The 26,432-nt window shown below is 34.7% G+C and carries 39 protein-coding genes and 1 pseudogene; 33 read left to right on the forward strand and 7 right to left on the reverse strand.

Annotation, left to right across the window (positions count from 1 at the left end; all coding sequences use genetic code 11):
• The first annotated feature begins 84 nt into the window (after window positions 1–84).
• The 3 genes and pseudogenes from DM800_RS15370 to dpaB form a co-directional block, all read left to right on the forward strand.
• The gene (locus DM800_RS15370; protein ID WP_001239751.1) at window positions 85–336 is read left to right on the forward strand and encodes a YlmC/YmxH family sporulation protein; all 252 of its coding nucleotides are present in this window, start codon (window positions 85–87) and stop codon (window positions 334–336) included.
• 273 nt (window positions 337–609) lie between these two features.
• Complete coding sequence (gene dpaA, locus DM800_RS15375) at window positions 610–1,512, forward strand: dipicolinic acid synthetase subunit A (RefSeq protein ID WP_000954740.1); 903 nt, start codon at window positions 610–612, stop codon at window positions 1,510–1,512.
• A pseudogene (dpaB, locus tag DM800_RS15380) lies at window positions 1,509–1,934 on the forward strand (dipicolinate synthase subunit B); the annotation flags it as partial. The gene dpaA and the pseudogene dpaB, both read left to right, overlap by 4 nt.
• 32 nt (window positions 1,935–1,966) lie before the next feature.
• Here the strand turns inward: dpaB and DM800_RS15385 are convergent.
• The 5 genes from DM800_RS15385 to DM800_RS15405 form a co-directional block, all read right to left on the reverse strand.
• Complete coding sequence (locus DM800_RS15385; RefSeq protein ID WP_147787124.1) at window positions 1,967–3,514, reverse strand: recombinase family protein; 1,548 nt, start codon at window positions 3,512–3,514, stop codon at window positions 1,967–1,969.
• Window positions 3,515–3,632: 118 nt separating this feature from the next.
• Window positions 3,633–4,514: a hypothetical protein gene (locus DM800_RS15390; RefSeq protein ID WP_147787125.1), complete on the reverse strand. Its 882-nt coding sequence runs from the start codon at window positions 4,512–4,514 to the stop codon at window positions 3,633–3,635.
• Between the two features lie 90 nt (window positions 4,515–4,604).
• Entirely contained in the window at window positions 4,605–5,171 is a 567-nt protein-coding gene (locus DM800_RS15395) for a hypothetical protein (protein ID WP_147787126.1), read from the reverse strand.
• A gap of 40 nt (window positions 5,172–5,211) precedes the next feature.
• Window positions 5,212–5,646, reverse strand: a complete 435-nt coding sequence (locus DM800_RS15400) for an ImmA/IrrE family metallo-endopeptidase (RefSeq protein WP_098276623.1) — start codon at window positions 5,644–5,646, stop codon at window positions 5,212–5,214.
• Window positions 5,647–5,658: 12 nt separating this feature from the next.
• Window positions 5,659–6,093 (reverse strand): helix-turn-helix domain-containing protein, encoded by a 435-nt coding sequence (locus DM800_RS15405; RefSeq protein ID WP_061654403.1) that lies wholly within the window; start codon window positions 6,091–6,093, stop codon window positions 5,659–5,661.
• A 155-nt stretch (window positions 6,094–6,248) separates the two neighbouring features.
• On the opposite strand from DM800_RS15405, the gene DM800_RS15410 reads away from it, so the two are divergent.
• The 10 genes from DM800_RS15410 to DM800_RS15455 all read left to right on the forward strand — a co-directional run bounded on the left by DM800_RS15410 (window position 6,249) and on the right by DM800_RS15455 (window position 11,457).
• Window positions 6,249–6,437, forward strand: coding sequence for a helix-turn-helix transcriptional regulator (locus tag DM800_RS15410; RefSeq protein WP_098276624.1), 189 nt, complete (start codon window positions 6,249–6,251; stop codon window positions 6,435–6,437).
• A 51-nt stretch (window positions 6,438–6,488) separates the two neighbouring features.
• Window positions 6,489–6,737, forward strand: coding sequence for a hypothetical protein (locus tag DM800_RS15415; protein WP_071758798.1), 249 nt, complete (start codon window positions 6,489–6,491; stop codon window positions 6,735–6,737).
• 89 nt (window positions 6,738–6,826) lie between these two features.
• Window positions 6,827–7,414 carry a sporulation sigma factor-processing peptidase gene (locus tag DM800_RS15420; protein WP_147787127.1) on the forward strand — a complete coding sequence of 196 codons (588 nt, stop codon included), beginning with the start codon at window positions 6,827–6,829 and terminating at the stop codon, window positions 7,412–7,414.
• Window positions 7,415–7,427: 13 nt separating this feature from the next.
• Entirely contained in the window at window positions 7,428–7,649 is a 222-nt protein-coding gene (locus tag DM800_RS15425; RefSeq protein ID WP_147787128.1) for an RNA polymerase subunit sigma, read from the forward strand.
• A gap of 181 nt (window positions 7,650–7,830) precedes the next feature.
• Window positions 7,831–8,115, forward strand: coding sequence for a hypothetical protein (locus DM800_RS15430; protein ID WP_147787129.1), 285 nt, complete (start codon window positions 7,831–7,833; stop codon window positions 8,113–8,115).
• Window positions 8,116–8,394: 279 nt separating this feature from the next.
• Window positions 8,395–9,345 carry a DnaD domain-containing protein gene (locus tag DM800_RS15435; protein ID WP_147787130.1) on the forward strand — a complete coding sequence of 317 codons (951 nt, stop codon included), beginning with the start codon at window positions 8,395–8,397 and terminating at the stop codon, window positions 9,343–9,345.
• The gene (dnaB, locus tag DM800_RS15440; protein ID WP_147787131.1) at window positions 9,342–10,664 is read left to right on the forward strand and encodes a replicative DNA helicase; all 1,323 of its coding nucleotides are present in this window, start codon (window positions 9,342–9,344) and stop codon (window positions 10,662–10,664) included. Before DM800_RS15435 ends, dnaB begins: the two co-directional genes overlap by 4 nt.
• Before the next feature lie 2 nt (window positions 10,665–10,666).
• Window positions 10,667–10,855 carry a hypothetical protein gene (locus DM800_RS15445; protein ID WP_147787132.1) on the forward strand — a complete coding sequence of 63 codons (189 nt, stop codon included), beginning with the start codon at window positions 10,667–10,669 and terminating at the stop codon, window positions 10,853–10,855.
• The gene (locus DM800_RS15450; RefSeq protein ID WP_147787133.1) at window positions 10,830–11,192 is read left to right on the forward strand and encodes a cell division protein SepF; all 363 of its coding nucleotides are present in this window, start codon (window positions 10,830–10,832) and stop codon (window positions 11,190–11,192) included. Before DM800_RS15445 ends, DM800_RS15450 begins: the two co-directional genes overlap by 26 nt.
• Before the next feature lie 73 nt (window positions 11,193–11,265).
• Entirely contained in the window at window positions 11,266–11,457 is a 192-nt protein-coding gene (locus tag DM800_RS15455; protein WP_147787134.1) for a DUF3954 domain-containing protein, read from the forward strand.
• Window positions 11,458–11,589: 132 nt separating this feature from the next.
• On the opposite strand, the gene DM800_RS15460 is transcribed toward DM800_RS15455, so the two are convergent.
• Window positions 11,590–11,979: a hypothetical protein gene (locus DM800_RS15460; RefSeq protein WP_147787135.1), complete on the reverse strand. Its 390-nt coding sequence runs from the start codon at window positions 11,977–11,979 to the stop codon at window positions 11,590–11,592.
• 372 nt (window positions 11,980–12,351) lie between these two features.
• Between DM800_RS15460 and DM800_RS15465 the strand changes: the two genes are divergently transcribed.
• From DM800_RS15465 to DM800_RS15500, 9 genes are all read left to right on the forward strand, one after another.
• The gene (locus DM800_RS15465) at window positions 12,352–12,606 is read left to right on the forward strand and encodes a hypothetical protein (protein ID WP_255446998.1); all 255 of its coding nucleotides are present in this window, start codon (window positions 12,352–12,354) and stop codon (window positions 12,604–12,606) included.
• A gap of 180 nt (window positions 12,607–12,786) precedes the next feature.
• Window positions 12,787–13,062: a hypothetical protein gene (locus tag DM800_RS15470; protein ID WP_147787137.1), complete on the forward strand. Its 276-nt coding sequence runs from the start codon at window positions 12,787–12,789 to the stop codon at window positions 13,060–13,062.
• Window positions 13,063–13,841: 779 nt separating this feature from the next.
• Complete coding sequence (locus DM800_RS15475) at window positions 13,842–15,170, forward strand: hypothetical protein (protein ID WP_147787138.1); 1,329 nt, start codon at window positions 13,842–13,844, stop codon at window positions 15,168–15,170.
• 268 nt (window positions 15,171–15,438) lie between these two features.
• On the forward strand, window positions 15,439–15,585 hold the full coding sequence (locus tag DM800_RS29230) for a hypothetical protein (RefSeq protein ID WP_179955683.1): 147 nt from the start codon (window positions 15,439–15,441) through the stop codon (window positions 15,583–15,585).
• A 17-nt stretch (window positions 15,586–15,602) separates the two neighbouring features.
• A complete protein-coding gene (locus DM800_RS15480) occupies window positions 15,603–16,073 on the forward strand; it encodes an ArpU family phage packaging/lysis transcriptional regulator (RefSeq protein WP_147787139.1) in 471 nt (156 codons plus the stop codon).
• The gene (locus tag DM800_RS15485; RefSeq protein ID WP_147787140.1) at window positions 16,070–16,612 is read left to right on the forward strand and encodes a tyrosine-type recombinase/integrase; all 543 of its coding nucleotides are present in this window, start codon (window positions 16,070–16,072) and stop codon (window positions 16,610–16,612) included. The genes DM800_RS15480 and DM800_RS15485 overlap by 4 nt, the downstream gene beginning before the upstream one ends.
• Before the next feature lie 322 nt (window positions 16,613–16,934).
• Complete coding sequence (locus tag DM800_RS15490; RefSeq protein WP_147787141.1) at window positions 16,935–17,207, forward strand: hypothetical protein; 273 nt, start codon at window positions 16,935–16,937, stop codon at window positions 17,205–17,207.
• A gap of 70 nt (window positions 17,208–17,277) precedes the next feature.
• Window positions 17,278–17,772: a DUF2321 domain-containing protein gene (locus tag DM800_RS15495; RefSeq protein WP_147787142.1), complete on the forward strand. Its 495-nt coding sequence runs from the start codon at window positions 17,278–17,280 to the stop codon at window positions 17,770–17,772.
• Between the two features lie 470 nt (window positions 17,773–18,242).
• Complete coding sequence (locus tag DM800_RS15500) at window positions 18,243–18,581, forward strand: transglycosylase (protein ID WP_147787143.1); 339 nt, start codon at window positions 18,243–18,245, stop codon at window positions 18,579–18,581.
• A 19-nt stretch (window positions 18,582–18,600) separates the two neighbouring features.
• Here DM800_RS15500 and DM800_RS15505 read toward each other — a convergent pair whose 3' ends face one another.
• Window positions 18,601–18,825, reverse strand: coding sequence for a DUF2188 domain-containing protein (locus DM800_RS15505; protein ID WP_147787144.1), 225 nt, complete (start codon window positions 18,823–18,825; stop codon window positions 18,601–18,603).
• A 106-nt stretch (window positions 18,826–18,931) separates the two neighbouring features.
• On the opposite strand from DM800_RS15505, the gene DM800_RS15510 reads away from it, so the two are divergent.
• From DM800_RS15510 to gp17, 11 genes are all read left to right on the forward strand, one after another.
• On the forward strand, window positions 18,932–19,285 hold the full coding sequence (locus tag DM800_RS15510; protein ID WP_147787145.1) for an HNH endonuclease signature motif containing protein: 354 nt from the start codon (window positions 18,932–18,934) through the stop codon (window positions 19,283–19,285).
• Window positions 19,286–19,290: 5 nt separating this feature from the next.
• A complete protein-coding gene (locus DM800_RS15515) occupies window positions 19,291–19,632 on the forward strand; it encodes a hypothetical protein (RefSeq protein ID WP_147787146.1) in 342 nt (113 codons plus the stop codon).
• A gap of 138 nt (window positions 19,633–19,770) precedes the next feature.
• The gene (locus DM800_RS15520) at window positions 19,771–20,154 is read left to right on the forward strand and encodes a phage terminase small subunit P27 family (RefSeq protein WP_147787147.1); all 384 of its coding nucleotides are present in this window, start codon (window positions 19,771–19,773) and stop codon (window positions 20,152–20,154) included.
• The gene (locus tag DM800_RS15525) at window positions 20,144–21,832 is read left to right on the forward strand and encodes a terminase large subunit (RefSeq protein ID WP_255446999.1); all 1,689 of its coding nucleotides are present in this window, start codon (window positions 20,144–20,146) and stop codon (window positions 21,830–21,832) included. The genes DM800_RS15520 and DM800_RS15525 overlap by 11 nt, the downstream gene beginning before the upstream one ends.
• Before the next feature lie 30 nt (window positions 21,833–21,862).
• Window positions 21,863–23,041 carry a phage portal protein gene (locus tag DM800_RS15530; RefSeq protein WP_147787149.1) on the forward strand — a complete coding sequence of 393 codons (1,179 nt, stop codon included), beginning with the start codon at window positions 21,863–21,865 and terminating at the stop codon, window positions 23,039–23,041.
• A gap of 3 nt (window positions 23,042–23,044) precedes the next feature.
• Window positions 23,045–23,764 (forward strand): HK97 family phage prohead protease, encoded by a 720-nt coding sequence (locus DM800_RS15535; protein WP_147787150.1) that lies wholly within the window; start codon window positions 23,045–23,047, stop codon window positions 23,762–23,764.
• A gap of 15 nt (window positions 23,765–23,779) precedes the next feature.
• A complete protein-coding gene (locus DM800_RS15540; RefSeq protein WP_000695231.1) occupies window positions 23,780–24,979 on the forward strand; it encodes a phage major capsid protein in 1,200 nt (399 codons plus the stop codon).
• A gap of 47 nt (window positions 24,980–25,026) precedes the next feature.
• Window positions 25,027–25,302 carry a head-tail connector protein gene (locus tag DM800_RS15545; RefSeq protein ID WP_147787151.1) on the forward strand — a complete coding sequence of 92 codons (276 nt, stop codon included), beginning with the start codon at window positions 25,027–25,029 and terminating at the stop codon, window positions 25,300–25,302.
• Window positions 25,299–25,631 carry a phage head closure protein gene (locus DM800_RS15550; RefSeq protein WP_147787152.1) on the forward strand — a complete coding sequence of 111 codons (333 nt, stop codon included), beginning with the start codon at window positions 25,299–25,301 and terminating at the stop codon, window positions 25,629–25,631. The genes DM800_RS15545 and DM800_RS15550 overlap by 4 nt, the downstream gene beginning before the upstream one ends.
• Window positions 25,624–26,058, forward strand: coding sequence for an HK97-gp10 family putative phage morphogenesis protein (locus DM800_RS15555; protein WP_147787153.1), 435 nt, complete (start codon window positions 25,624–25,626; stop codon window positions 26,056–26,058). Before DM800_RS15550 ends, DM800_RS15555 begins: the two co-directional genes overlap by 8 nt.
• Window positions 26,055–26,429 (forward strand): tail completion protein gp17, encoded by a 375-nt coding sequence (gp17, locus tag DM800_RS15560; RefSeq protein WP_147787154.1) that lies wholly within the window; start codon window positions 26,055–26,057, stop codon window positions 26,427–26,429. The genes DM800_RS15555 and gp17 overlap by 4 nt, the downstream gene beginning before the upstream one ends.
• Window positions 26,430–26,432 lie beyond the last annotated feature (3 nt).

Here is a 26,432-nt window from a genome sequence, read left to right on the forward strand (position 1 = left end):
GAGATACGGTTATTTTTTTTGGATATACAGAATAGGTACTGATTATAGATAACTTAAATTCATAATTCGGTAGGGGGAGAGTGTATGCGATTAAGTGAATTAAGTGGCAAAGAGATTGTAAATTTAGAAAGAGCAGAAAAAATGGGAGTTTTAGGTTATGTTGATTTAGAGATTGATGAGAAGGATGGCCAAATACAGGCTCTTATCATACCGGCTGGGAAATGGGGAGGTTTTAAAAAGGAACCACAAGAAGTAAGAGTCACGTGGAGCCAAATTAAGAAAGTAGGGCACGATATGATCCTTTGTGATATTACGGATCATTCAAATTCGAAGTGAAAGGTGGCCATTTTGGTCATCTTTTTTTGTTTATTCTCCTCTGAGTAAAAGCTCACATGAATCGAGCGTTTACCGGAAATCAATTTCCCGTATAATGTCCTCTTATATGTCGAATGTTGAGATGGAGGTCTAACTGCATACAAATAGCGGGATAAATCATACTTGCTTTTGTTTTTCAATCACCTAAAACTCGTACATTACATATGATGTGGAGGAAAAAGAAAAAGTAGGCACTTTTCTTATAAATGACAGAAAAAGAAGGTGAATTAGGGAATGTTGACTGAGATGCATATTGCTGTCATAGGAGGAGATGCAAGACAGCTAGAAGTAATTCGCAAGCTAGTTGAATTGGATGCGAAACTTTCATTGATAGGGTTTGATCAGTTAGATCATGGCTTCACAGGGGCAGCAAAAGAAAGTATACAAAATTTAGATTTCACTTCTGTAGATGCAATTATTTTGCCAGTTGCAGGTACAAATGCCAAGGGAGAAGTAGATACTATTTTTTCAAACGAAAAAGTTTCTATAACGAAAGAACAAATTGAAAATACACCAGAACACTTTACTATATATTCAGGTATTGGTACGCCTTACTTGGAAAATCTCGTATCTACTACAAACCGCAAACTTGTTAAATTATTTGATCGTGATGATGTGGCAATCTACAATTCTATACCAACTGTAGAAGGTACATTAATGATGGTAATTCAACATACCGACTATACAATTCATGGTTCCAATGTAATGGTTTTAGGATTTGGTAGAACAGGGATGAGTGTTGCCAGAGCATTTCAATCATTAGGAGCCCATGTCAAAGTTGGAGCAAGACGATCGGAACATATTGCACGTATTACAGAAATGATGTTTTCCCCTTTTCATATGCAAAATATTGAGAAAGAAGTAGGAAATATCGATATTGTCATTAATACAATTCCGCATCTCGTCGTGACAGCGAATGTTATTTCGAAAATGCCGGCTCATACGTTAGTAATTGATTTAGCTTCTAAACCAGGCGGTACCGACTTTAGATATGCGGAAAAAAGAGGAGTCAAAGCGCTGTTAGCACCTGGATTACCAGGTATTGTTGCTCCAAAAACAGCAGGACAAATTTTAGCGAACGTTCTTTCTCAGTTACTAGCAGAAGACGTAATAGCAAGAAAGGAGAATGGGGAATGAATTTAAAAGGGAAAAGAATAGGGTTTGGTTTTACTGGTTCACATTGTACGTACGAAGAAGTAATGCCTCATTTAGAAAAATTAATTGCTGAGGGAGCAGAAGTACGCCCCGTTGTTTCTTACACTGTTCAATCAACAAACACGAGATTTGGAGAAGGAGCAGAGTGGATTAAAAAGATTGAAGAAGTAACAGGATTTAAAGCAATTAATTCAATCGTTGGCGCAGAACCACTAGGACCTAAAATTCCACTAGATTGTATGGTAATTGCACCACTAACAGGAAATTCTATGAGTAAATTTGCAAATGCAATGACAGACTCTCCAGTACTAATGGCAGCGAAAGCGACGTTAAGAAACGGCAAGCCTGTCGTATTGGCTGTTTCGACGAATGATGCTTTAGGGCTGAATGGAGTAAATCTAATTACACCAACAAGGTGACAACAAAGCACGAACGCTTATATGTCGCCAGCTTGAGGGAGCTTAGGGTAAAGCACAAGTTCGAAATCATCGAGTCTTTGCCACTTTTCCTTTTTATAAACAGCCTTTTCTAAAACTGACTTTAGGAGGCTGTTTTTCTTTTTGGGATCATCTGTTTTAAAGTACAGATCAAGAACATGCTCTACTTGAGGTATTGTATCTTTCTTCACTTTTTCTTTCTTAATTTCTGTTTTAATTTCTTTCTTTAAGTTTTCCATCGTGGAAGTAATTTCAGTAATACGATCAGAAACTACATTCGAGCGTTCTAAAAACATATCGACTGTGTAAACACCACGTTCTAATAAATCATGTAAATTATTTTTTTGTTTTTGGACATCCACTAATTCTTTTTCAAGTTTTCGTAATGCAGCTTCATTCATTTGAATAACTTGAGTTTCTTTTAATTTGTCATCTTGCTTATGTTTTTCAAAATCAGCTTTATAATTGATGTACCATTCTTTTAGTGCCTCGAGTAAACGCTTCTCAATTAATTCAGTATAACTTGATTTGTTTTCACAGCCACGGTGTTTACAATCCATCGTTTCTTTTCGGTTCTTCGGATAACGTTGTACCATGCTATAACCACATTTACTACATTTGATAATGCCAGCTAGAGGATTTTTAATTCCGTTCGTATTGTAAGGAACATGATATCTTGAGTTTAATTTTTCTTGTACTTGTTCAAATAAACTTTCAGGTATGATTGGTTCATGTTTGCCATCAGCAATAATCCAATCTGATTTATCTTGACGAGCACAACTTCTTTTTACGGCATCAGGCTGTTTTACTTCTTTTCGTTTTTGCCACGTTACTTTTCCGATGTACACATTATTTTTTAATATATCCAAGATGCTGTAGGGGTTCCATTCATTACCTAGCTTACTTTTGTAGCCAAGATCATTTAACTTGCTTCTAATTGCATTTGCTCCCATATCCTCATGTGCATACCAATCAAATATCATTCTTACAACTGAAGCTTCTTCTGGATTAATCGTTAAAGTACGTTCTCGCTTATTTAAGCGATGGATATCATATCCGAATGGTGCATGTGTGCCAAGATAATTCCCAGCCTCTACACTGGCAACACGACCTCGTTGCATACGTCGTGTAATAATCTTTAACTCCTTACGGGCCATAAACGCTTCAAATTCGCTGTATTCTTCATCCCACTCATCATTAAGGTCATAAGTCTTCCTAGGTGTCATAATCTTCGTATTCGAGCGTTTAAACGTCTCTAAAATGATTCCTTGTTCTTTCATACCACCACGACCTAAACGGTCCATATCCATACAAAGAACAACATCATATTTGTTATCTTCAATTTCTTCGAGCAGTGCTAACATCTCAGGACGTTTCACTAAGCTCTCACCAGAAACGATTTCCTCACGGACAGATAAAACATTTAGGTTCATTTCCTTGGCAATTTTCAGCAGGGTAGTGCGGTGCTTTGCTAAAGTTTCACCTTCGCCACGTGCTTCGGCTTCGAGGTCGGCACGGGACTTTCTAAGGTAGATTGCGGTTTTCATAGTTAAACCTCCTTATTGATATGTATTATATGAATTGTAATGATTGGAATGAAGTAAATGATAATATAAAAAGCTAGCCGGATTTAATATGATTCAAAAAGCCCATGAATTGGACTTTCTAATCATGAATTACTTTATTGTATTCAAGCCAGTTTTTTGTTTCTGGATTATAAAGAAAAATTGTATTTTGTTCCTGTAAATCATTTACTCTTACTAGAACCCATTCTTTAGTTGAACGAGTATGGAGATGAATTAATTCTTCATTTTTGACATTAGTTTCTGAAATGAACTTTACAGTATAGTAAACTTTTTTTAATTCACCTATTTCTTTAAGATAGAGATACATAATCGCAATTAGGAAAACCCAAATTACTATTGGACCAACTAAAAATTGAATAGCCTGTTGAGATGTTAGATCAAATTTTAGTATTTGTTCTTTAGCTAAATAGAAATGCATGGCTTGGGTAAGTAGACTAGCAACCACAAGTATAATATATATAAGTTTGTTTAGACCCAAATACATAAAAATGATGCCATTTTTGATAAAAATAAGAGCATTTTTAGTTTTATTATGTTGGTTTAGCCACTCATTTTTTTTGTTAATAAAATTTTGGTAACTGTTAATTGTGTATAAATAATTTAAAGCGGTACGAATTATTTTAAATACAATATAGATTAATATAGAAATGATTAAGGTGAAAACTAACATAATATCTATAGTATATATTGTATTTAATTTAACTTTTGTTGGTTTAGGAAGACCAATAAAATATAAGGAGAACGATACAAGTTGGAATAGAAGATAAAATCCAATAAAGGCCGTAATAGATTGTGTCATCTTTGTTAAAAATCTAATGTGTTTTCCTTCAAATATTAAATCAAAATTGGTTTTCTTATTATAGAGAATTAGAACGCCCAAAAAAGAGGCTATGGATAGAATTATTGGAAAAGCTTTAGATAATCCTTCAGAAAAAGAAGCTATATCTTTTATAAAAGTCATTTATATCAGTTCCCTTCTACAACTTTATATAACAATGAATATTAATATGTAACTAATATGTATCGGTCTTTAAATGAACGTGTGAGTTGCTTAATCACCTGATTTGTTGCACCTTGCTATTTTATCTTGATAATCAAGTGCCTGTTTTTTTGCAATCGGATTGTCATCCATTTTTTCTAATTGAGATAACGCAGAACGTGCTGTATCGCAATCCATTCTTTCAATTTCTTGTCTCTCGAATCGTTCACGGCGAGAGGCTGCAGCCCTATCGAAAGCTTCTTCTTTTTCCTTTGGATCAGCGGCTTGAATTTTCCTTATTTGCTCCTCCTTGAACCGCTCCATTTCGGGCCCTTCTATTTTTGGTGCTGATTGATTACTGGAAACATTTTCTTCGAGTTGTTTTTCTTGATTCTGATGTTGTTCTACTTTGGCTGCTTGTTCTTGCTTCGCTTTTGCTCCCGCTTGGCGTTGGACTTCAGCTTCCTGACGTTGTTGTTCTTCTTGTTTTACTTTTTCCTCTACCTGATGTTGTTCTTCTGCATTCTTTGTTTCTTCTTGTGCGTGTTGTTCGTCTTCTTTAACTGGATTGTTAGTATCACAACCAACTAGTCCAATAGATAAAAAGAGCGCTGTAAATGGTACTAGGTACTTTTTCATTATTAACCCTCCATAAGTTAATAGAATTGCATCTGCTTTCTTAACAAATATAGGTTTTTAAACGGGCGAATCCTCCAGGAATCCCATAAATCTCCGCAACTTCTTGAATAGATAAACGAGTATCCTTATAAGCAGAAATCATTTCATCGGTAAGTAACAATTCCACAGCAAATGTATTTGCTTCAATTTCTAATCGATCCACTGAAAAGAAGGTTTGGTTACGCAAGAAGGGAGTATTTGCTTTGGGATGAAGTACAGCATGACCTAATTCATGTGCACAAACAAATCGTTGAGTAGTTTCGTTAATTTGATTATTAATATGAATGAATTTAAAGCGTTTATAAGTGTTGTAAAAACCAAGAGTATTCCCTAGGTCTTCAAACAACACTATAATATCTTTTCGTTTAGCAATTTCAAAGGGGTTTGTTGTGCCGTGTTTTTTTACGATTTTCAGTACGTAGTCTTTAATCTTCATTTCTCGCTCCGTTCAATCTTTTTTGTACTTGTTTGGAGTGAATTTTTGTTTGGCTAATTGTTTTGCCATGCGCATAGAGTTTTCTAGAGAAATACGAATCATTTCTTTTGTGTGTTCATCTATCGGTTCTCCATCAAACATTAAAGCATCTTCGCTATTTTCTAAGTCTTTTAAAGTCTTTTCTAAGTCACGAGCGATATCACGAGTATCTTTTTTGTTTAAATCAGGAAGTGCATTAGACACTCTCGATTCATCTTCTCTTCCTAATAAATAATCTGTTGTTACTCCTAAAACATTCGCTAAATCTTTTAGCATTTCGTTTGAGGGAGTGCTATGACCATTCTCATAGTTACTAATGGTGCCTTTAGTGGTATTTACTTTATCTGCTAATTCTTGCTGAGTGAGTTTACGCGTTTTACGTGTTTCTTTTAGTCTTTGTCTCAACACTTTTAGCACCTCCCGTTAATAAAAAGTACAAAGATATTGTACCTTATATAGATTAATTGTAAAACTTTGTACAAGATAATTGTACAAATGTATTGACGTACAAGTATCTTATACTTATAATAAAAGTACAAAATACTTATACAAGGAGCGAGACAGTGATCAAAAATATCAAATTAATTAGAGCTAGGAAAAAAATTAAGTTAACCCAACAAGATCTTGCAAATAGAATGCAAGTTACAAAATCTACAATAAGTAATTGGGAAAATGGTTATAGTAATCCAAATCTTGAAAAGGCTATCAGATTAGCAACTATTCTTGGTCGTGATATAAAGGATTTAATTTGAGGTACAAGAGTACAAGAATCTTATACTTTATGGTGGGAAGTAGGTGAGGAAATGCCAACAACTAACATGGCAGTACCAACAGACCCGTCGCATAAACATATAAAAAGCACTTCAAGAGGTGACACCATGAGCCAACAAGAAGAATATGCGGCGACTTATGAATTTGGAAAAACGAAAGTCCATGTTGTGGCTCCTGAGCCAAAATCACAAAAGGATATTGATAAAATCCGTCAAGCATATTACAAGGCTGGTTGGGCCATCATCAAAGAAATACAAGTGAAAGAAAATGTTGAGGATTAGTTCCTCTCTTTTACATGAAAAATAGACAAGTTAGGTATGTACTAAATTCATTGTAACCATTTGAAAACTAAATATGGAGGCGAACAGATATGGGAACAAGCATATACTGCAATTCAGCAATAGGAGAATTATTACAGAATGCTAGAGAATGTTGTGATAATGTTCAGCTGAAAACGAAGAAAGGATTATCTAAGTACCTTGGTATTACACATGAAAGATTAACCCGTATTGAATCTGGACTTTCTAAACCAGAATTTGAGCTTGCGATGGATTGGTGCCATGCAACAGGAGCAAAGTTGAATCAACAAGCGATTAAACATATTTATGGTGTTGGATTACCGCCTACAGATCCACGTTTAACTCAAGATGTAAATCTACAATTGATGAACTACATTAAACAAGCTGAAGAGGGGATTGCGGCAGCAAAGGAAATCATGAACTTACAAGTTTCAACAAGGTCATGGAAGTTAGATGAAAAGAAGAAACATGAATACGCAGTTCATGCAAAAGAAATCTTCGATACAATCCAAGCTACTCAGTGTGTAGTACAAGCTCTGGAACAAGTTCATTTTGGCATTATGGAACAAATACAAAGAAGTTGGTTGCAAAAAGCTATGTCAGAGAACGTTATTATTCAATCGGTGGATAGCTTAATGGCTTTAACAAAAATGCTGTAAAGGAGGAAGAAAAATGACAGTAGATTATAAGAAACCAAGTTTAAGAGAATATAAGGAATTAATTCGCTATGATGCAAAACTAACTGGTGAAATTAAAACAGCGCAAATACTTGGCGAGGATTCAAAATCAGTTGAGTTAAAACAAGAGAAGAAATTGTTGGGGATTCGAATCAAAATTATTGAAGCATCATTCATTTTGAAACATAAATGGGCAAAAGAAAAAGCTACCGCCTAGACAACAGTAGCTCTGAAAAATATCGTAAAGCAATTATAACATTATATAAATCATTTGGACAAGCCACTGTGCTTGTCGTTATGACCAGAAAGGGGATTGTTCCTCCCATACCCCTACAACGTTCCTTTCTGGTTGTAACGATGCGTACAGCATTAATTTAATTAGAAAGGAGATGTAATTCATGAATGATAAAAACAATCGTCTTCAAGATCTAGTTCTTCCAGGAGATTTCTCATTCGCTAATAAACTTCATAACTGTATGGCTGTATGTATTCATAACATGTTTAATGCAGAATCAACCGAAGAATCAAATCACTGGGAAGAAGAGCTGGAGCGATGTATGAGGGAATTTAAAATGCTTCGTGATACAAAAGAGGAACATGAGGCATCGATGAGTTATCGTGTAGTGATTAAAGGTTTAAGAGCAAGAGGAGTTAACGCTTCGTTAGTAACACGTAGAAAATAAAAAGATCTATCACTTGGCAGAGTGATAGACAAACGGTTTTGCAAAAGATCTTAGGATTAATTATATCAAATTAGCATTCGTATAACAACGGAGTGTGCTACATGCTTTTAAACAAATCATTACATAGGGTGTTGCTGAACCCTAAAGTGTCTCAACAAGCAACATCAGAGCAACATCTAATTTACTTAGCAAAACAATATCTCAAAATAGGATACAAGAATTATCGCTTATTACGTGTAGAGGACGGATTCGCGATATGTAAACGGGAGGATGAATAATATGGCAGTTTATAGACCAGTACATGTTTCATTTTGGCAGGATTCATTTGTTTTAGATCTTACACCGGAGGAAAAGTATTTCTACTTATATTTGATGACAAACAGTAAGACGTCTCAATCAGGAATCTATGAGCTTCCACTTCGAATCATTGAAACTGATACAGGCTACAATCGTGAAACTGTTATGAAGCTATTAGAACGTTTTGCTGAGTACGGAAAAATTAATTACAACCAAAAAACAAAAGAGTTGTTCCTAATCAACTGGTTGAAATTCAATCCGATTAAAAATGTAAACATTGAAAAGTGCGTCTTAAAAGAGATTCAATCTGTGAAGGACCAGGATTTTTTAGTTGATTTCTATGAAACTTGTTTGCAATTAGAACGAGAACAAGATTTTAAAATCCCTCGTATTAAGGAGTATTTATCAGTCCGTTTGGAGGGGCTTATAAGGGGCTTACAAGACCCTAGCAAGGAAGAAGAAAAAGAAAAAGAAGAAGAAAAAGAACAACAACAAGAAGAACGCGCAGATGCGGAAGATGTTGTTGAGGTTAATCCAATTTCTTTTTATGAACAGAACTTCGGATTGGTTACACCTTTTATTGCAGACGGTATTTATGCTTGGGTAGATGATTTAAATGCAGAGCTTGTTATAAAGGCCATGCAAATTGCTTTAGAGAAAAACACGAGAAATATGAATTACGTAAATACGATTTTAAGAGATTGGCATCTTAAGGGATTGAAAACAGTAGCAGATGTTGAAGCCGCTGATCAAGCATTTCGCGCTCAACGATTAGCAAAAGGACAACAAACTATGCAAGCACCTTATCAAAATAAAGGTTTATCAGCATCGACTCAAAACGTATTGCAGCAGCAAGAAGCATGGAAACAAAACATTCCAACAGAAGAAGAACTTGCAGTACTTAACCAACAAAATGCGTGGTTGGCCCAATGAGTAACGCTATGATTCGTAATGTAGAAGCTGAACAAAGTGTTTTAGGTAGCATTATCCAAGAAGGCGATTTAATTAAAGATTGTCAGCTAAAGGCAAAACAGTTTTCTTTACCAACGCACCAAGTGATTTTTAAGGCGATGAGAGAGCTAGAAGATGCTGAGGCACCGATAGATCTTGTTGCTCTCATTGGAAAATTCGATGAAGGATTTATGTATCAAATTGGCGGGATTGAATTCTTTGTAAATCTAACAGAAGTTGTAACCACAACTAAAAACTTTTCGTATCACGAAGGACTGGTGATTGAAGCTTGGAAGATGAGACATGCTCAAGAGGTTGCTGGTAACTTATATAACGGCCTTCAGCAAAATAAAGATATGAGTGTTATTAGTAAATCAATTGATGAACTAAGTGCCATTGAAGAAACCGGTTACTCAGATGAATTTAACTTGAAAGATACACTTGTTGATTTGTATAAAAAAATGCAAATTGATGTAGGTGATTTAACTGGTATTCCAACTGGTTATGATGACTTGAACAGAATGACAGCTGGATTACAAGAAGGAGATTTAATTATTGTCGGCGCCCGTCCTTCTATGGGGAAAACCGCATTTGTATTAAACGTTGCTTTTCATGCAGCAAGTGCTCAGACAGCAACAGGAGTTTTCTCGCTAGAGATGGGAGAAGAACAGTTACTTAAGCGGATGATCTCAAGTACTGGAAATATAGATGCTACGAAATTAAAGAATCCTAAAAAACTATGTGATCTAAAGGATTGGGAAAAGATTAGTCAAGCAATGGGATTGATAAATGATTTGCCATTAGAAATTTATGATAAAGCAAATGTCACGATGCAAGAGATTTACGCTAAAACTAGGAAACTAAAGCGTAAGCACCCTGATAAAAAGGTTTTAATCGCAATTGATTATTTACAGCTTATTGTAGGGGATCCCAAGCACAAAGGAAATCGTATGCAAGAAATTGGTGAGATTAGCCGCAAGCTGAAACTTATGGCACGTGAGTTAAATGTGTGTGTAGTCGCGTTATCACAATTAAGCCGTGCTGTTGAAAGCAGGCAAGATAAGAGACCATTACTGTCAGACTTACGTGAGAATGGTCAAATTGAGCAAGATGCGGACTTAATCGCGTTCTTATATCGTGAAGATTACTATGACCGTGAAACCGAAAATAAAAACATTACAGAAATCATTTTGGCGAAACAGAGAAATGGTCCAGTAGGTGTTGTGGAATTAGCATTTATTAAAGAGTTTAGTAAGTTCGTAGGTTTAGAGCGAAAGTTTGATAACCAACAGAGGGCTTAAAGATGCTGTTACGTCAGGAAGTAGAACGTAGAAAGCTAGCAATTATTCGTAAACTATTGGGATTAGGGTTAGCTGAGATTAATGGACAAACATTAGATCAACTAACGTTAACGCAACTAGAAGGAATTTTACTTGCAAGTTTGCAAGTATTGGAGGGAAGCAACAATGCCCAAGCAACTAACAATCTTTGATGTGGAATCAGTCATATCATTTGATCCTAAGAAAGCTCATATCCATCGTTTAAATTCAAAACTAAGGTATGCAGATATGGTTGTGCAAATACCACGCCAAGCAAAAGCAATCGATGAATTAAAACCGACGACAGCACCGGATGAACGTTATGAGTTATTTGAGGATTACGCAATTGGGATTTGGCGTTATAAACGAGCGGAGGATAAACAATTTGTATGGGAAGATGCTGAAGAAATATGTAAGCGAGCAAGAGATGAAAAAGAGCCGATTCCGATTCGGCTCCATCTATCACTGGAACAAGCATTTATTCCAGAAAACGTTGTTCAATATTTGTAGACAAATAAAAAAAGCTGAGATCACTCTCAACTTACTCGACAAAGTAATTATAACACATTTGGGAGTGGTTTCGGTGGTAATTATCAAAGAAAACGTTGCGGAAATGAAGGCTGAAATAGACTTGAAAACGAATGGTATTTACATTGTTAAAAATGGTCAAGTTCAATTAATTCAACCACCTCAAGGAGGATTTGGTGAACAATCATTTACATATAAAGATGGAAAAATAATTCGCATGGACGAAAGAAAAACTCAGTTAATTTAATATACAATTTGAATTCTGTAAAGAAAAAAGAAGCATAAATGAGCTTTGGAAAAGGCATTGGACGCTGGGGAAGTTGTGTGTTGTGTCGGAAATATATAAAAAAAGGCACTTTCATAAGTGCCTTTTGACAGATTATCGACTTACATTTATGTAGCTTGTAAGTTCTCTATGCCAATAACTAGATCCCCAGCCACCACTTGCTACAACGTCATATTGCCCTGATGTAAGTCCGCTTGTTGGAAAGTAAACTGTCGTACTTCCGCCGTTAATGCCAAAATAAGCATCTCGTCTTGCAACAGGGTTGTTATTACCTTTTTTGTATAACTCAACAGCAATATTTCCAGCAGAAGTTGATACTTTAACATCAATTGAAGTTGCTGCTCTAGTATAATTATTAGCATCAGTAGATAGAGTTAGATTACTGTGGCCTTTTGACCCCATTGCAAAGGCATCAGATGTACCAAAGAGAACTCCACTTGATAAAATAGCTGCTGTTAAAATTGTTTTCCCTAATTTTTTCATTTCTATTTCCTCCCTTATAACTTGTAAATGTTATATACAAATAACAATATAACCCATTACATAGTTTTGGTCAACAAAAAAATGGATAAAATGTAAAATATACCTATTTAGCGAGTGAGTAGATAGTAAATACCAATACAGTAAGTGTTGAATCATCCCATAATGTTTGGGATGATTTCCTTATATTTTTTGAAGATTTTTCATGCAAGTCACCCTTGTTGAAATTTTGTATCATTAAAAATAATCTCATACAGAGAAACAGAATTAAAGCCTAAAACGTAAATATGCAATATTGCATATTTATCTTAGGCGAAGTAATCCTTTGAGAGAAAGGGAGAATATATCAAGACGAGACGTGAGCAACTAGCTTTTATGACTGGACTAGTAAAATACAGAATAGATCTTTGTTTGGCAGCGGCATATCAATTTGGTGAAAGAAATGGAATTAAAGAAAACATTCATGTGGGGCTTCGTTCAAAAGGAGAACAAAAGGCTCAGTGGTTAATGGAGCAATTAATGAATTTAAAATTAGTTGAAAATAGAAACAGGGTAGCAGTTCCGTATCTAATGGTATTTCATGAAATGATTAACACTTGTATGAGATTTTTACATGAAGAAGAAAATTAAGAAAAAAATGCTATTTGAGTAGAAAGGAGCAGATCGTGAAGTGAGAAAAGTAGAAATAACGGTCGAAGAAAGATTAGTAAGTTCAGTATCATATGAATTTATGTTACCGAAACATGTATCAGTTGTAGAAATAATTGACTACGACATAGAAGAAAATTGAGCATAAAGGTGGGATAAACAATGGATATGGATATCGAAGGACAACTATCTATTTTCGATATCGCTGAAACAAAAAACAAGCTGTATGAAGTCTTGGAAGCTAATGGCTATCATTGCGAGATTAGAAGTTATTATTTACACAATGATTATATGGGAGAAGTTAAGTACTTCTACATTAGAACAACAGATGACGTGATTATTGATATGTGTCTAAGTGAGTTTCCTGAAGTATTTGCGGAGTATGAGGGATTCAGTGAAGCACAGATCAAGAAGATATACAAAGGAAGATTACAGTAACAATGCTATTTAAAAAAAAGAGAAGCCTTTAATTAAGTCGCTCCTCTTAATGCCAATATACAATAACTATTCCATTATAATGTATGAGCGTAAAATATTTAATAATTATCTTTATGGTAAAAATTTCATTTTGTTTAGTTTAAAACGAAAAAAAGAGCACTTAATAAAGTGCTCTTGTGACGAGCTTCCTTTTGCAATGACTATTTTATAAAGAAAGGAACGCAAAATATTATATGCGAGTCCAGTCAAATAGGTGTTTTTTTATAAATAAAGAGCAGCTAGCAAAAGCTAACTGCTCCACTCATGGAATATGGTTCGAAATGGGTTGTCTACAGTATTGACGGAATATTGAGTTTTATTCAAGGTTGGTTCCAAAAAAGTGACATGCCACCAAAATATAAAATGATTAAAAGGACAATTACTATGAAAGCAATTAAAGAAATTTTCTTCCAGGATTTTTTCATTAGTAGACCTCCTTTATGAAGAATATTAACACTTTATAAGAAACTGAACAAAATAATCCTTAAATAGAATGTAAGGTTAGTAGAAATGAGTAGTGTATGTACATATTACGTAGATTCAGATAAATGTTTTTGATGCAAAGCAAGAGTGGAGATGTTTTGGGGAATACATAACAAAATGTGATTAAGACACTTCCGGATGTGTTAAGTAGTAATATAGTCAAACTGGCTATTTTAATGAATAGATGAAAAATAATATTTGGTAGATTTTATATGGTATTATAATTGATAGGAGAAATATGGAGTGGAGGAAATAGAATGAGTATTGATTTAAGATTAAATGACTATATGCATAATATTAAAACTTTAAGAACTTTCGTTTCTGCGATAGAACCAGTATTAATTAAAGAAGCAGACGAAAATTTCAAGAAAAATGGTAGTGATTTATTACCAGTACTAGTGGCTATGCATGGACAAAACCCAGATATGGTAGACCTTGATGAGGAGAAGAAAAAACGTATTATAAAAAAATTTGATTTAGAAATCACTGATAAAAATAAAATTAAATTTAAAAATCATGAAGCCGCTAAAAAATTTAATGAAACATTTGATAAAGTGAGAATGATGCAAAAGCAAATTGAAATGCTCTATGAAAATTCTTTAATGAATTTAGTTATGTATTTTGAGACACTAATCAGTAATTTAATAAAACAGCACTTATCAGAACATGGAGATGTAAAGAAGAAGACATTATCTTTTGAACAAATAAGCCAGATGGGTTCAATAGAAGAAGCAAAAGAATTCCTATTAGATAAAGAGGTTCACGATTTAATGTACCAGGGGTTTGACGATTGGATTGCCTATTTAAAAAGACAATTGAAATTGTCAATGGGGTACTTAGAAAACTGTAATAATCAAATTATAGAGATATTGCAAAGAAGGAATTTGATTATTCATAATGGCGGTAAAGTTAATAATATATATTTATCTAGAGTAAAGGGAAAACGGGATCAAGAGTTGAAAATTGGTGACAGGGTTTTGGTGAAAAAGGAATATCTAGATGATGCAATTGATTTAATTGAGAGCATAGGGACTTTAATACTTCTTGAATATTGGAAAAAAAGAAAAGCGGACGACACAAAACGTGGGTATGTATTAGGAGAACTTACTTATGAACATATGAAAGAAGATAGATGGGGTATAGTTAAATCTTATTCTTACTTTTTAATGAATGATAATGGATTGCCTCAAGGAACCCGGTTGACAGCTAAAGTAAACTATTGGCAAAGTCATAAGTGGCTAAATGAATTTGAAATGGTAAAAAATGATGTTATGAATGCTGATTTTTCGGCTAATAGTAGAGATTATCAACTTTGTCTACTAGCATTACAAGATAAAAAGGAACGTTTTATTGAGTTATTGCCAGAAGTGTGTCCAAATGATATCCCTTTAGAAGCTTTTAGGGAATGGCCAATATTTAAAGAAATGAGAGATTTGGAGGCGACAAAAGAATTTATAAAAAAACAAAGCTCTAAAATAACTGTAATGACCCCGGAAATGGAAAAAGAATTAGAACTTACAGAATCTGAAATCGCAGTGGGGATAGAAACATTAGATGCAGAGAAGAATATGCAGGATAAAAGATAGATTAGGTATGTATAGTTAGGTTCTTTTGGGAATATTCTTTTTTAAAATGAATTTTGTTAAAGGATAAAAACAGAGGTGTTATATTAAATATAAAAAAAGATCGACAAGTTTGGAACTGCTCAATCAAAAGAACATGGTATACTACTAATAATAATTAAACATATTGTCCTACTGGAAGAACCAGCGGACACTGAACTACAAAGAGTATTGGTGATATTGCTCTGTAGTTTGGTGTCCGCTTTTTTTATTTTGCTTAGAGGTGATGGGAATGAAAAAAATTCGTAATCAGCAGCAAAAGAAACAGAATAGGCATTATAAGAAAGAAAAGTTAAGTATTCGAGATATAGAGGAATTAATGGGCGTCCGTAAACCAAGGTATGAGCGTGGTCATGGCGGAGCTCTTAGACAAAAATAAAATTTGGAGGAATTAATATGAAAAAACAATTAACCTTTAAAATGCCAGTTGTAGATGGAAAGAAAACAAAACAAGCGGTCGAAGAAGTATTTGAAGTGTATCGTCAGTATTTAGCAACAATGCCAAATGATATTTTACCTAAAGTTACACCATCGTATTCTATTATTCCTCCATCATTTACAAATGCATTTCACAGTTCTACAGAAGAGATTGCTATCGAAAGAATAGAATACGAGCAAGAGCGAAATGAATTTATGATTTGGATCTATGACGGTGTTAATCGCCTAAAGGATGATGAACGCCGAATAATATTAGAAAGATTTATGAGAGACCTACCAGGATATGATCCTGACATTTGGCTAGAACTAGGAGTAGGAAAAACAAAGTATTACAAATTAAAAGGGCAAGCATTATTACGGTTGGCTTTCATTTTAAAAATAGAAGTGTATAAAAAGAATCATAGACAAACAGAGGTGAAAAGTGCATGAATTTAGTTCAGCCAATTCGTGATAAAGAAGCTATTCAAGAAATTAAAGAGTTTTTTAAGGAACAGAATGAGCGTAATTACATTTTGTTCCTTTTAGGAATTAATACTGGCTTACGGATTTCTGATATATTACGTCTTCGAATTCGTGATGTAGAAGGCTGGAGTATCTTTATCCGGGAAAAGAAAACAAAGAAAATTAAAGAAGTGAAGATGCCATCTGAACTAAAGAGAGCGATAAGGGAATATGCGAATGGAAGACCGAAGAATGAATTCCTTATTAAGAGTAGAAATGGTAAAAATAAACCAATTACTAGATCAATGGCCTATGTAATATTAAATCAGGCAGCAAGAGAATTTGGTTTGGAGCGAATTGGTACTCATTCACTTAGAAAAACATATGGATATCATCACTATAAGCAGTTTAAAGATGTAGTGGTTTTGCAAAGAATGTTAAATCATACGGATCAAAAGGAAACATTAAGATATATCGGTATTGAACAAGATACATTAAATGATTATCAAAAGAAATTCAAAATCTAAGGATTTTATTTTTTTATGCATTTTTTGAATTTGCTACAAAAGAAATGTGTCAAATTGGTTTTGCTGATGTGTTGAAAAGCTTGATGGTTCTAAGCGGAATTGCGATGGACTAATTCAACAGAATATGGTTTGTAGTGAATTTATTTTTAAAGATTATTAAAGCTAAAACTCAAAAACTGTTCAAAAAGAGGATTTTAAATGATGGAAAATTTAATAATATACTAAAATTAGATATTTATAATTGACGATTTTTGAATATAAAAGGATAATTTAGGTAAATGATGCGGATATCGTGTCATAAATTAATGAGGGGGTTTTATTGATGACAGGTGTTTCGGTTTTAGCGTACGAAATCTTAGTAGCAATGTTTAATGAGCAAGAGAAGGAGGATTCTAACATGAAGTCATTGACACCTAGTTTTTTTAAAGTAGATTCGAAAGAATTTGCTAGTGCTGTCAATGAATTGGAGGAATGTGGATATATTACAGAATCTAATATTTCCTTCGGAGGGCAAGGGAATTTACCTTTGACTGCTTGGCTAGATAACGCGATTGTTACAAACTTAGGTGCGTTATGTGTAAAGGCAAACTCATAGTTTGAAAGTAACATTTGTGATTAAAAGCAATTTTAAATTGCAATAAAATTTTAAGTGAGGTAATTATTTTATGAGTAGAGCAGGGTACGATACAGCACAGATTTGTAAGAATGGACATGTCATTACAAATCGTTTAGAAGATAGTCCAGAGCATAGCCAAAGTTATTGCAGCAAGTGTGGTGAGGAAACCATAACATGTTGCTTGAGTTGTTCTGCGAAAATAAGAGGTAAATATCATGTTCCTGGTGTAGCAGTACTATCTACAAAACAAATGAAAGCACCAAGATTTTGTTATCAATGTGGAAATGCATATCCTTGGACAGAAAGAGCATTAAGTGCAGCTAAAGAGCTAACTGCAGAATTGGACGAACTTACAGAAGAAGAGAAAAATATGTTAAATAGAAGCATTGATGAACTGGTTCAAGAAGGACCACAAGTTGTAGTAGCAACAACAAGATTTAAAAAAATCATGAAAAAGTTGGGTGACTCATCTGTTGTAGGTGGGTTTAGAGATATCCTTGTAGATGTCGCGAGTGAGGCAGTAAAAAAGCAATTATGGTCGTAATGAATAAAACGCGAACGATTTGCGAACGATTTGCGGACGAAATTAGATTTTAGACGTGTTATATTTGTATTGTGAGAAACGGCGGAAAACGTTTTTTACATTCCTTTATAATTCAAATGGATCGTTAGGACCATGGGTGATGGTTGAAGATTGGATGACACGTTGACTTCGTAGTTCAATTATTAGAAACTAATAAAACCTGTTGTATAAACGAGGAAGGGCTTGTGCTCTTCTTTCAATCGCTGACTACGAGACATATTAGTAACTACGGGAGAGTGACGTACAGTCGGCGATTGAAAGAGGTGTAGAACCTCTTAACCAAACTGAAGTAAATATGCAGTACACGACATGACTTGTCTATTTAGTAAAAGAGCTACCACATTGGATAGCTCTTTTTGTATTTATTAGAGATAAAACTTCACGTACCGTATTTTAATTATAAGAAAGTTTTTAGCATTGGAGGGTGAGCGGTGAAATCGAGAACAATTGTTATATGTGATAAATGTTCGGGTAGCTTTAGATTCAAATCTTTAAAAAGAAAGTTATTTAACGGAATTGAAATGTATTACATCAAGTGTAGACATTGTGGTAAAGAAACCGTTTCTTATTACACCGATGAAAAGATTCGACAGCAACTTCAAGATAATGAAGTGGAGCGTAAAGAATTAAGAGAACGAATAATGGTTGCTGAAAGTCAGGAAGATATCAAAGGGTATGTGGAACAGATTAATCAGCTTGCTAAAAATGTTAGGAAACAAATGGATAAATTGAAAAATGACTTAGGAAAAAAAGACGAATCCAATGTATGAAGAATTCGTCTTTTTAGTATTAACCTTTAGGTGGATAAGGATCGTTTCCATGACTATCTCTTTCACGAATTTGTCCGTTTCTACCATGAATAAATAATTCGGAATTCTGATTACGAGAGATTCCACGTGCGGAATCAATAGCTTCTTGTTGAGTCCGATGTATGGAAGTAGCTTTTGAATTACCAGCACCTTTTACTTGCCATCCACCATTAGGATGGGGAGTAACATGTTGATTCTTTTTCATAGTATCACCTCCTTCCAAATAAAAGAAATTCGACAGTATTATTTAAAATTCCTTCTTTAGTATGTTGTGAAATGTCGAAAATACATGATGATAAGGAGTTGGGTCTTTGTCTTATAAACCCAAGAAGTCTTGCGCATATCCAATGTGTATTAACTTAACGACAGAACAGTATTGCGAAAAGCATAAGCAAGAAGCTACAAAGTCATATGACAAGTATCAGAGAGATAATCAAACTACAGCGTTCTATAAAAGTGTTGGGTGGAGAATAACGAGAGCGAAAGCTTTATCACGTGATTGTTATTTATGCCAACGATGTTTGAAAGATAAGAAGTTAACGCCAGCTGATATGGTTCATCACATTGTTGAAGTGAAAGAGGATTGGTCAAAGCGATTGGACATTAACAACCTTGAAAGCTTATGTAACAGTTGTCATAACAAAGTGCATGGAAAGAGAGGATGAAATAAATGAAAGAGAATTATAAATCAACAACTCATATTGGAGATATGGTAGTTGGTATACAGATGGGAACGAAAGTGTTTCAAAAGAAGCTACGTGCTATTGGTAATCATGCGCATGAATTAGCTGATGAGCTTCAAAGGATTGATAAGGAAGAGGAACACAATACATTAGCAAGCTACTCGACAGATGAATTGATTGAAGAGATTAAGAGTCGTGCAATTAAAGTATCAGGATCAAGTGTTAAAGCGGTAGCAATTGATGTTTTAAAACTTGCTAAAGATATAGAATTAACCATCAAAAAAATATTTAATAAAAAAACAACAATCCCCCCATCTTTTTATTTCTGAAGAGGTTCTTCTGGGGACCGGTGCCCCGCTTCGTGTTTCGCGCGGAAGGTCTCTTAAAGGGGGGGACCCTCTGAAAATCGACCACTTTTTTTAAAAGGTGGTTATTTTTTATCCATAAAATGTAAGTGTGGTGAGAGCATGGATGAAGACTTAAGAATAAAGTACAAGCCACCGACCCACCTCAAGAAGATTGGAAAAGATACTTGGTTTCGTATTTGGAGAATTTTAGAGGCGGAAGGTAAGGCTGGTATTAATGATCCAATAGCAATAGAGATGATTGCTTACAGTTATCAAATGTATAAGGAGATGGCAGCGCAAATAAAAAAGGATGGTCTAACTATGGACTATACTAATAAAGCAGGTGCCACCAATCGAACAAAGCATACCCTTATTCCGGAGCTTCCGAAATATATGCAGCAAACACGACAGTATTTAGGTGAGCTTGGATTAACTGGCGCAAGCCGTAAGAAACTTCAAGAAGAACTAGTTAAAGAAGTAGAAGATGGTTTCGATGACTACTAAACCAGTTGATACGCATGACTATGTAACTGAATATGCGAAAAGGGTTATCAGTGGGAAGATAGTTACTAGTAAAAAAGTGCGTAAGGCTTGTCAAAGGCATATTCGAGATTTACAACGTCAAGATGATGAAACATTTCCATATGAGTACAGTGTAAAAGAAGCGAATAGAGCGATTATATTCATTGAACGTTTTTGTAAGCATAGTATCGGTAAGATGGCAGGTAAGCCACTTTTACTTGAATTATGGCAGAAGTTTAATGTTGGTAGTCTTTTTGGTTGGGTGGAAAAAGAAACGGGTTATAGACGGTTTTTAGAAGCCCTCATTATGATTGCTCGCAAAAATGGTAAAAGTACCCTAGCATCAGCAATAGCTTTATATTTATTTATGAAAGATAACGAGTATGGAGCGCGTGTATATACGCTAGCAAATAAACGTGATCAGGCTAAATTGGTATTTGAAGAAGCTAAGCGAATGGTTAAACAGTCGCCAGCGTTAAGGCGAAGGGTAAGGATAATACGAGATAAGCTGTATTACAATGCTATGAATTCTGAGCTAGAACCACTTGCTAGTGATTCGAAGAAACAAGATGGTTTAAATACACATGGAGCAATCTTTGATGAAATTCATGAGTATAAAGATCGTAAGTTAATAAATGTTATTCAATCATCTTATGATGCTCGTACACAGCCACTTATTTTGCATATTACGACAGCTGGTTTTGTTCTTGATGGTCCTTTGATGAAGTTTTATGAGGTTGCGGATAAAATGTTAAACGAAACGGTCGAGCATGATCGTTTTTTTGCGTTTATTGCAGAGATTGATCCGGAAGATGATTGGAAAGATGAGGAGTGCTGGGTTAAAGCGAATCCAAACTTAGATGTTACAATCACTCTCGAAAAATTAAGGGAAGCCTATAAAACATATGTTTTAAATAATGAAGTTAATGAGTTCAAGACGAAGCGTCTTAATTTATTTGTAAATGCAGCTGAGAAATGGCTTGAATGGGATGTAATTAAGAAAAACTATGAAAAAGAATATGATATTGATGTTCTTGAAGGTTGTATGTGTATCGGTGGTGCGGATTTATCTGAAACGACGGATTTAACAAGTTCCTTTTTAGAATTTCCACAAGAGGATGGTTCAGTGAAGTGCATTCATCATAGTTTTATCCCAGAGGCTAAATTGTTAAATAGTGAGGATAGAGCAAATTATGAACTTTGGGTCGAAAAAGGGTATTTAACGGTTATTCCAGGAGAAGTAATTGACTACGATTTCGTTACAAATTGGTTTGTTAGAATGTCTGAAAAGTACCATATTCAAGAAGTTTGCTATGATCCATTTAACGCAGCGCAGTGGTTTACCCAGATGCAAAATTTAGGGTTTGAGATGGTTAAGGTCCAACAAGGATTTAAGTCAATGAACTTATCGATGAAGGATTTTGAACGTCTATTATTGCAAGGGAAAGTTAACTTTAATGGTGATTTGATGTTTAGATGGTACATGAGTAACGTTAAAACGCAAAAGGATAGTACTGGTAACATAAAGCCCGTAAAAGCAAATAAATATTCAAGGATTGATGGTGTTGCAGCGGCATTAACGGCACATTTTAGAGCCATGATTTATTTACAAAACATGCCTCAAGAATCGAATCTCGAATTATGGACTTTTGATGATTAGAGGAGGTGAGAAAATGAATTTTTTGCAAGGATGAGAAGAAGGAAGCAGCCGACGGAAGAACGAGCAAAAGAGCAATTTAGTAATTTTGTAAAGTGGTTTGAACCTTTTAATATTTTTCGGAAAAGAACAGGTATTACTTTAGCAAATAATGAAACTATCTTTTCAGCTATTACGCGTCTTTCTAATTCTATAGCAAGTATGCCTTTAAAGCTCTATCATAACTATATTCCTGTTGATAGCGACCTGGGAGACATGATTTCTAATACTCCCAATGGAAATTCTACAAGCTTAGATTTTATAAGAACGATGGAAGTTTTGCGAAACTCAACGGGAAATGCTTATGCATTAAAAAGGTATAATTCTTTATACCAAGTAGAAGCTTTAGATATTCTAGATTCATCAAGGGTGGAACCCGTGATTGAGAAAGATACGATGGCTCTATATTATCGTATTGATACGGAGAATGGACAATATTATGTACATAATATGGACATTATTCATGTGAAGCATATTCATGGTTTTGGTTGGAAGGGTATTAGTCCAATTGATGTATTAAGAAATAGTATCGATTACGATGACAAAATAAAAGAATTTAGTTTGGAACAATTGGAGAATGGTGTAAAGGCTAATTTTATTTTAGAGGTTGCATCAATTTTAGATGAAAAGAAAAAAGAAGTGGCTTTTAATTTGTTTCGTGATTTTTACAAAAAGAATACTGGTGTTTTAATAGAAGATCAAAGTATGAAGATAAGAGAAGTGAAAAATCGTGATTTTATTGACCCAAAAGTATTTGAAGTAGAAAAAATCACACGTAATCGAATTGCCGCTGTATTTAATATGCCGCCACACATGGTTGGGGTATTAGAGAATGTAAATAATTCAAGTTCAGAACAAATGGCTCTGGAATTCATCATGCATACATTATTACCAATTGTAAGAATGTATGAACAAGAATTTGATAGGAAGTTATTAACCGCTGAACAACGAAGAAAAGGATATAGTCATAAATTTAATATGAATGGTATTCTCCGCGCTGATATGAAAACACGCGGAGATTTTTATTTTAAAGGTGTTAGATCTGGTTATATGACTCCAAATGAAGCGAGGATGCACGAGGAAAAGGCACCGATGCCAGGTGGAGATAAATTGTTTGTTAGTCGGGACTTAGTTCCTATTGATAGTCCAGAACTTTTTAAAGGAGGTGAATAAAGAATGAAGGGAAAGAAAAGAAGCCAATCAGTAGAACAGGACATTGTAGCTGATGATTATGAAAAACGGACATTTTCTCTTAAAGTAAAGAACGTACAAATACAGAAACGTGATCATCAAGGTCAGCAATCTGAAGTGTTAACCGGATATGCGGCGGTATTTGACCAATTTACAGAACTGACAGATTGGTGGGGGGATGTTTTTTATGAAAAATTAACCAAGGATTCAATGAATAATACTTTGTCTGATGGACATAAGATCTTCGCTTTATTTAATCATAGCTGGCGCGATTTATTAGGTTCAACTGGCGATAATTTGACTTTAGATATTCGAGAGGACGGTTTATATTTTGAACTTGTACCTATGAATTTTGAATTTGATCGTAGAATTGTGGAAATGACAAGAAGCGGAACGATTGGGGGATGTTCAATCGGTTTTAGCATTCTTGATCAGGAATGGGAAGAGCGAGACGGAGAATGGTTCCGAATTATTAAAGAGATTGTATTATACGAAATTACATTCACTCCAATTCCAGCTTATCCTCAAACCACAATTCAAGTAGATTTGCGGAAGGTGGAGAGTGGAGAATTTGAGGAACGAAGTGCAACTAATCAAGTTCAAAAGCCAAAAGCACCCACGCAAATTATTTCGGATGAAGAAAGACAATTATTATTAAGCGATGTAAATACAACTTTAAAAGACTTTGAAAAATATAAGAAATAACAGGAGGAATAAGATATGAAAATTAAAAGTAAATTCCCATTCCGAGTTGGGTTACAATTTTTTGCAGCACGATCTAAAACAATGATGGATATGAAACGTGATTTACAGATGTTAGGTGAAGAAGTTGTAAACGCAAGTGAGGCATTAAGATCTAAATTAACGGATGCAACAATTACATCTGAAGAGTTAGCTGATTTAAAGAGAGCAAAGTCATTCGCGCAGGAAAGATTTGATGCAGCAGAAGCTGAATATAAAGAAATGGAGCAAGAGCAACGTTCTAGACTACAAAGGCAGGAGCCTATTTTAGCAGCCGAGAATAATGAAGAACGCATGATTGCAGCGAAAGCAGAATACTATCGTTCTATTTTAACAGGACAATCTGTTAGTGAGGAAACAAGAAATCTATTAGGGACAAAACAAACGACATCAACTGGTGGGGAAAAATTCTTACCAACAACACTATCTAATCAAATTGTATCTGAACCAAAACAAAAGAATCCGCTTCGTCCAAAAATGACATTAACTAATATTAAGGGGCTAGAGCGTCCGAAAATTAGTTTTGAGCTTGATGATGATGATTTTGTTACTGATGAAGAGACAGCGAAAGAATTGGAAGTCACAGGGGATAAAGTTTCGTTTGGACGCCATAAAGTGAAAGTTAAAGCGCGTATTTCTGATTCGGTTATTCATGGAAGTGATTTGGATTTAGTTACAGAAGTTGAATCAGCACTTCAAGCAGCACTTGCAGTGAAAGAAAAACGTTTAACATTTGCAGAATCTCCTAAAAAGGGAACTGAGCATATGTCATTATATGAGCCAGGTAAAATTAAAGCTGTCACTGGTGGAAATATGATTGAAGCAATTATTAATGCTTTAGGTGACCTAGGTGATGATTATCAAGAAAATGTAAGTGTAACAATGCGTCGTCAAGATTATTATGCATCACTAAAAGAATTAGCAAATGGATCTACTGATTTATATAAATTACAGCCAGAAGAAGTAATTGGTGCACCAGTTACATTCTGTGAGCTTGCTAAGTCTCCTGTTATTGGTGATTTTACTTTCTTACATGGTAACTATGATGGTGGTGTAATTTACGATGCTGATAAAGATGTAGATAAAGGTGAATATATCTTTGTATTAACAGCTTGGTATGATCAGCATAAAGTGCTGAGTTCGGCATTCCGAATTACAGAAGTAAAACCTACACCCTAAGGAACCCCAAGAAATTGGGGATTCTAAAGGAAGTGGTGATGTAACGAATGCAGAACCAGCAAAAGCAAGAACTAGAGCAAGTAAAACTGTATCTAAGGATTGATGGAGATGAGGATGACATAAACCTCATCTCTTTTATTAATGCAGCACATCTATATTTGCGGAATGCAGGTGTTTCTTGTAAAAGTAATGATTTATATGATCTTGCAGTGAAAATTTATGTTTCTTTACACTATGATGATATGTCAAAGGCACAAACTGAAAAGTTAGAAAGGTCATTAGAAAGTATTGTCGTTCAGCTAAAGTATGAGGTGGATTTATGAGTGCGTTAAAGAAAAACAAACGTGTTATCTTACAGAAAAAATCGACTGATTATGAAACAGACGAAGAAGGAAACCCACTTGAACCATGGCAAGATGTAGTGAAAGTTTGGGCAGCAGTTAATCCCCTAAGAGGACGAGAATTTTGGCAAGCGGCATCAGTTAATGCTGAAAATACCATTAGAGTAGAAATTCGATATCGAAAAGGGATAACGAGTGATATGCGAATTTTGTATGGTGAGCGTATCTTAGAAATTACTAATGTTATAGATGTTGAAGAAAAGCATAAGGAAATGCACTTAATGTGTAAAGAGGTGTTAGACAATGGCTAACATGGAGTTACAGGGCATGACAGAGTTAATGCTTAAGGTTCAACAAATGGGGCGAAAAGGAGCATCAGCGCAAACTAAAGCTGTAAAAGCTGGTGGTAAAATTTTTCAGGAAGGCTTCTCACGTGAAGCCACAAGGAGTCGTAGTCCACGTAAAGCAACGGTAAAACAGTCTTGGAGAACTGGTCAACATGGAGCAGATAATGCGAAAATCAGTGCTGTTAAAAGTAAAGAGGGCGTTAAATATGTTAATGTTGGCTGGTTAAAGGGAGATAATTCTCCCTTTTTCTATATGAAATTCCAAAACTGGGGGACTAGTACGATGCCACATCCGCCGAAAAAGGGCTTTGCTGAAAAAGTAGTTATGGCAGGTGAAAGAGAGTCTCTACGAGCAATGAGGAATGTATTAAAACAGGAGTTGATGCTATGAGGGACTTAATGAAAGAAATTAAACAAGGTCTTGAAAATAATAAAGAACTTGTTGATCTATTAGGCGGTAAGAGGATAGGACATCTCATATTTAATGGGGATAAAAATAATCCTTATATTACATTTTCAGAAGTAAATAACCAAGATGGTGATTTTGCTGATGATAAGGCTTATAACAGTGATTTGTTATACCAAATTGATATTTGGTCAAAGAAGCCAATTACAAATAAATATAAAACAGAAGTCGATAGAGTAATGAAATCTATCGGCTTTTCTCGTTTTTCTACAGCCGATTTGTATGAGGAAGATACTAAAATTTATCACTACGGTATGAGGTACCGTACAAAGATTAGTTTAATTGAGGAGGAATAATAT

The sequence above is a fragment of the Bacillus sp. AY18-3 genome, assembly GCF_008042305.1.
Classification (GTDB): Bacteria; Bacillota; Bacilli; order Bacillales; family Bacillaceae_G; genus Bacillus_A; species Bacillus_A wiedmannii.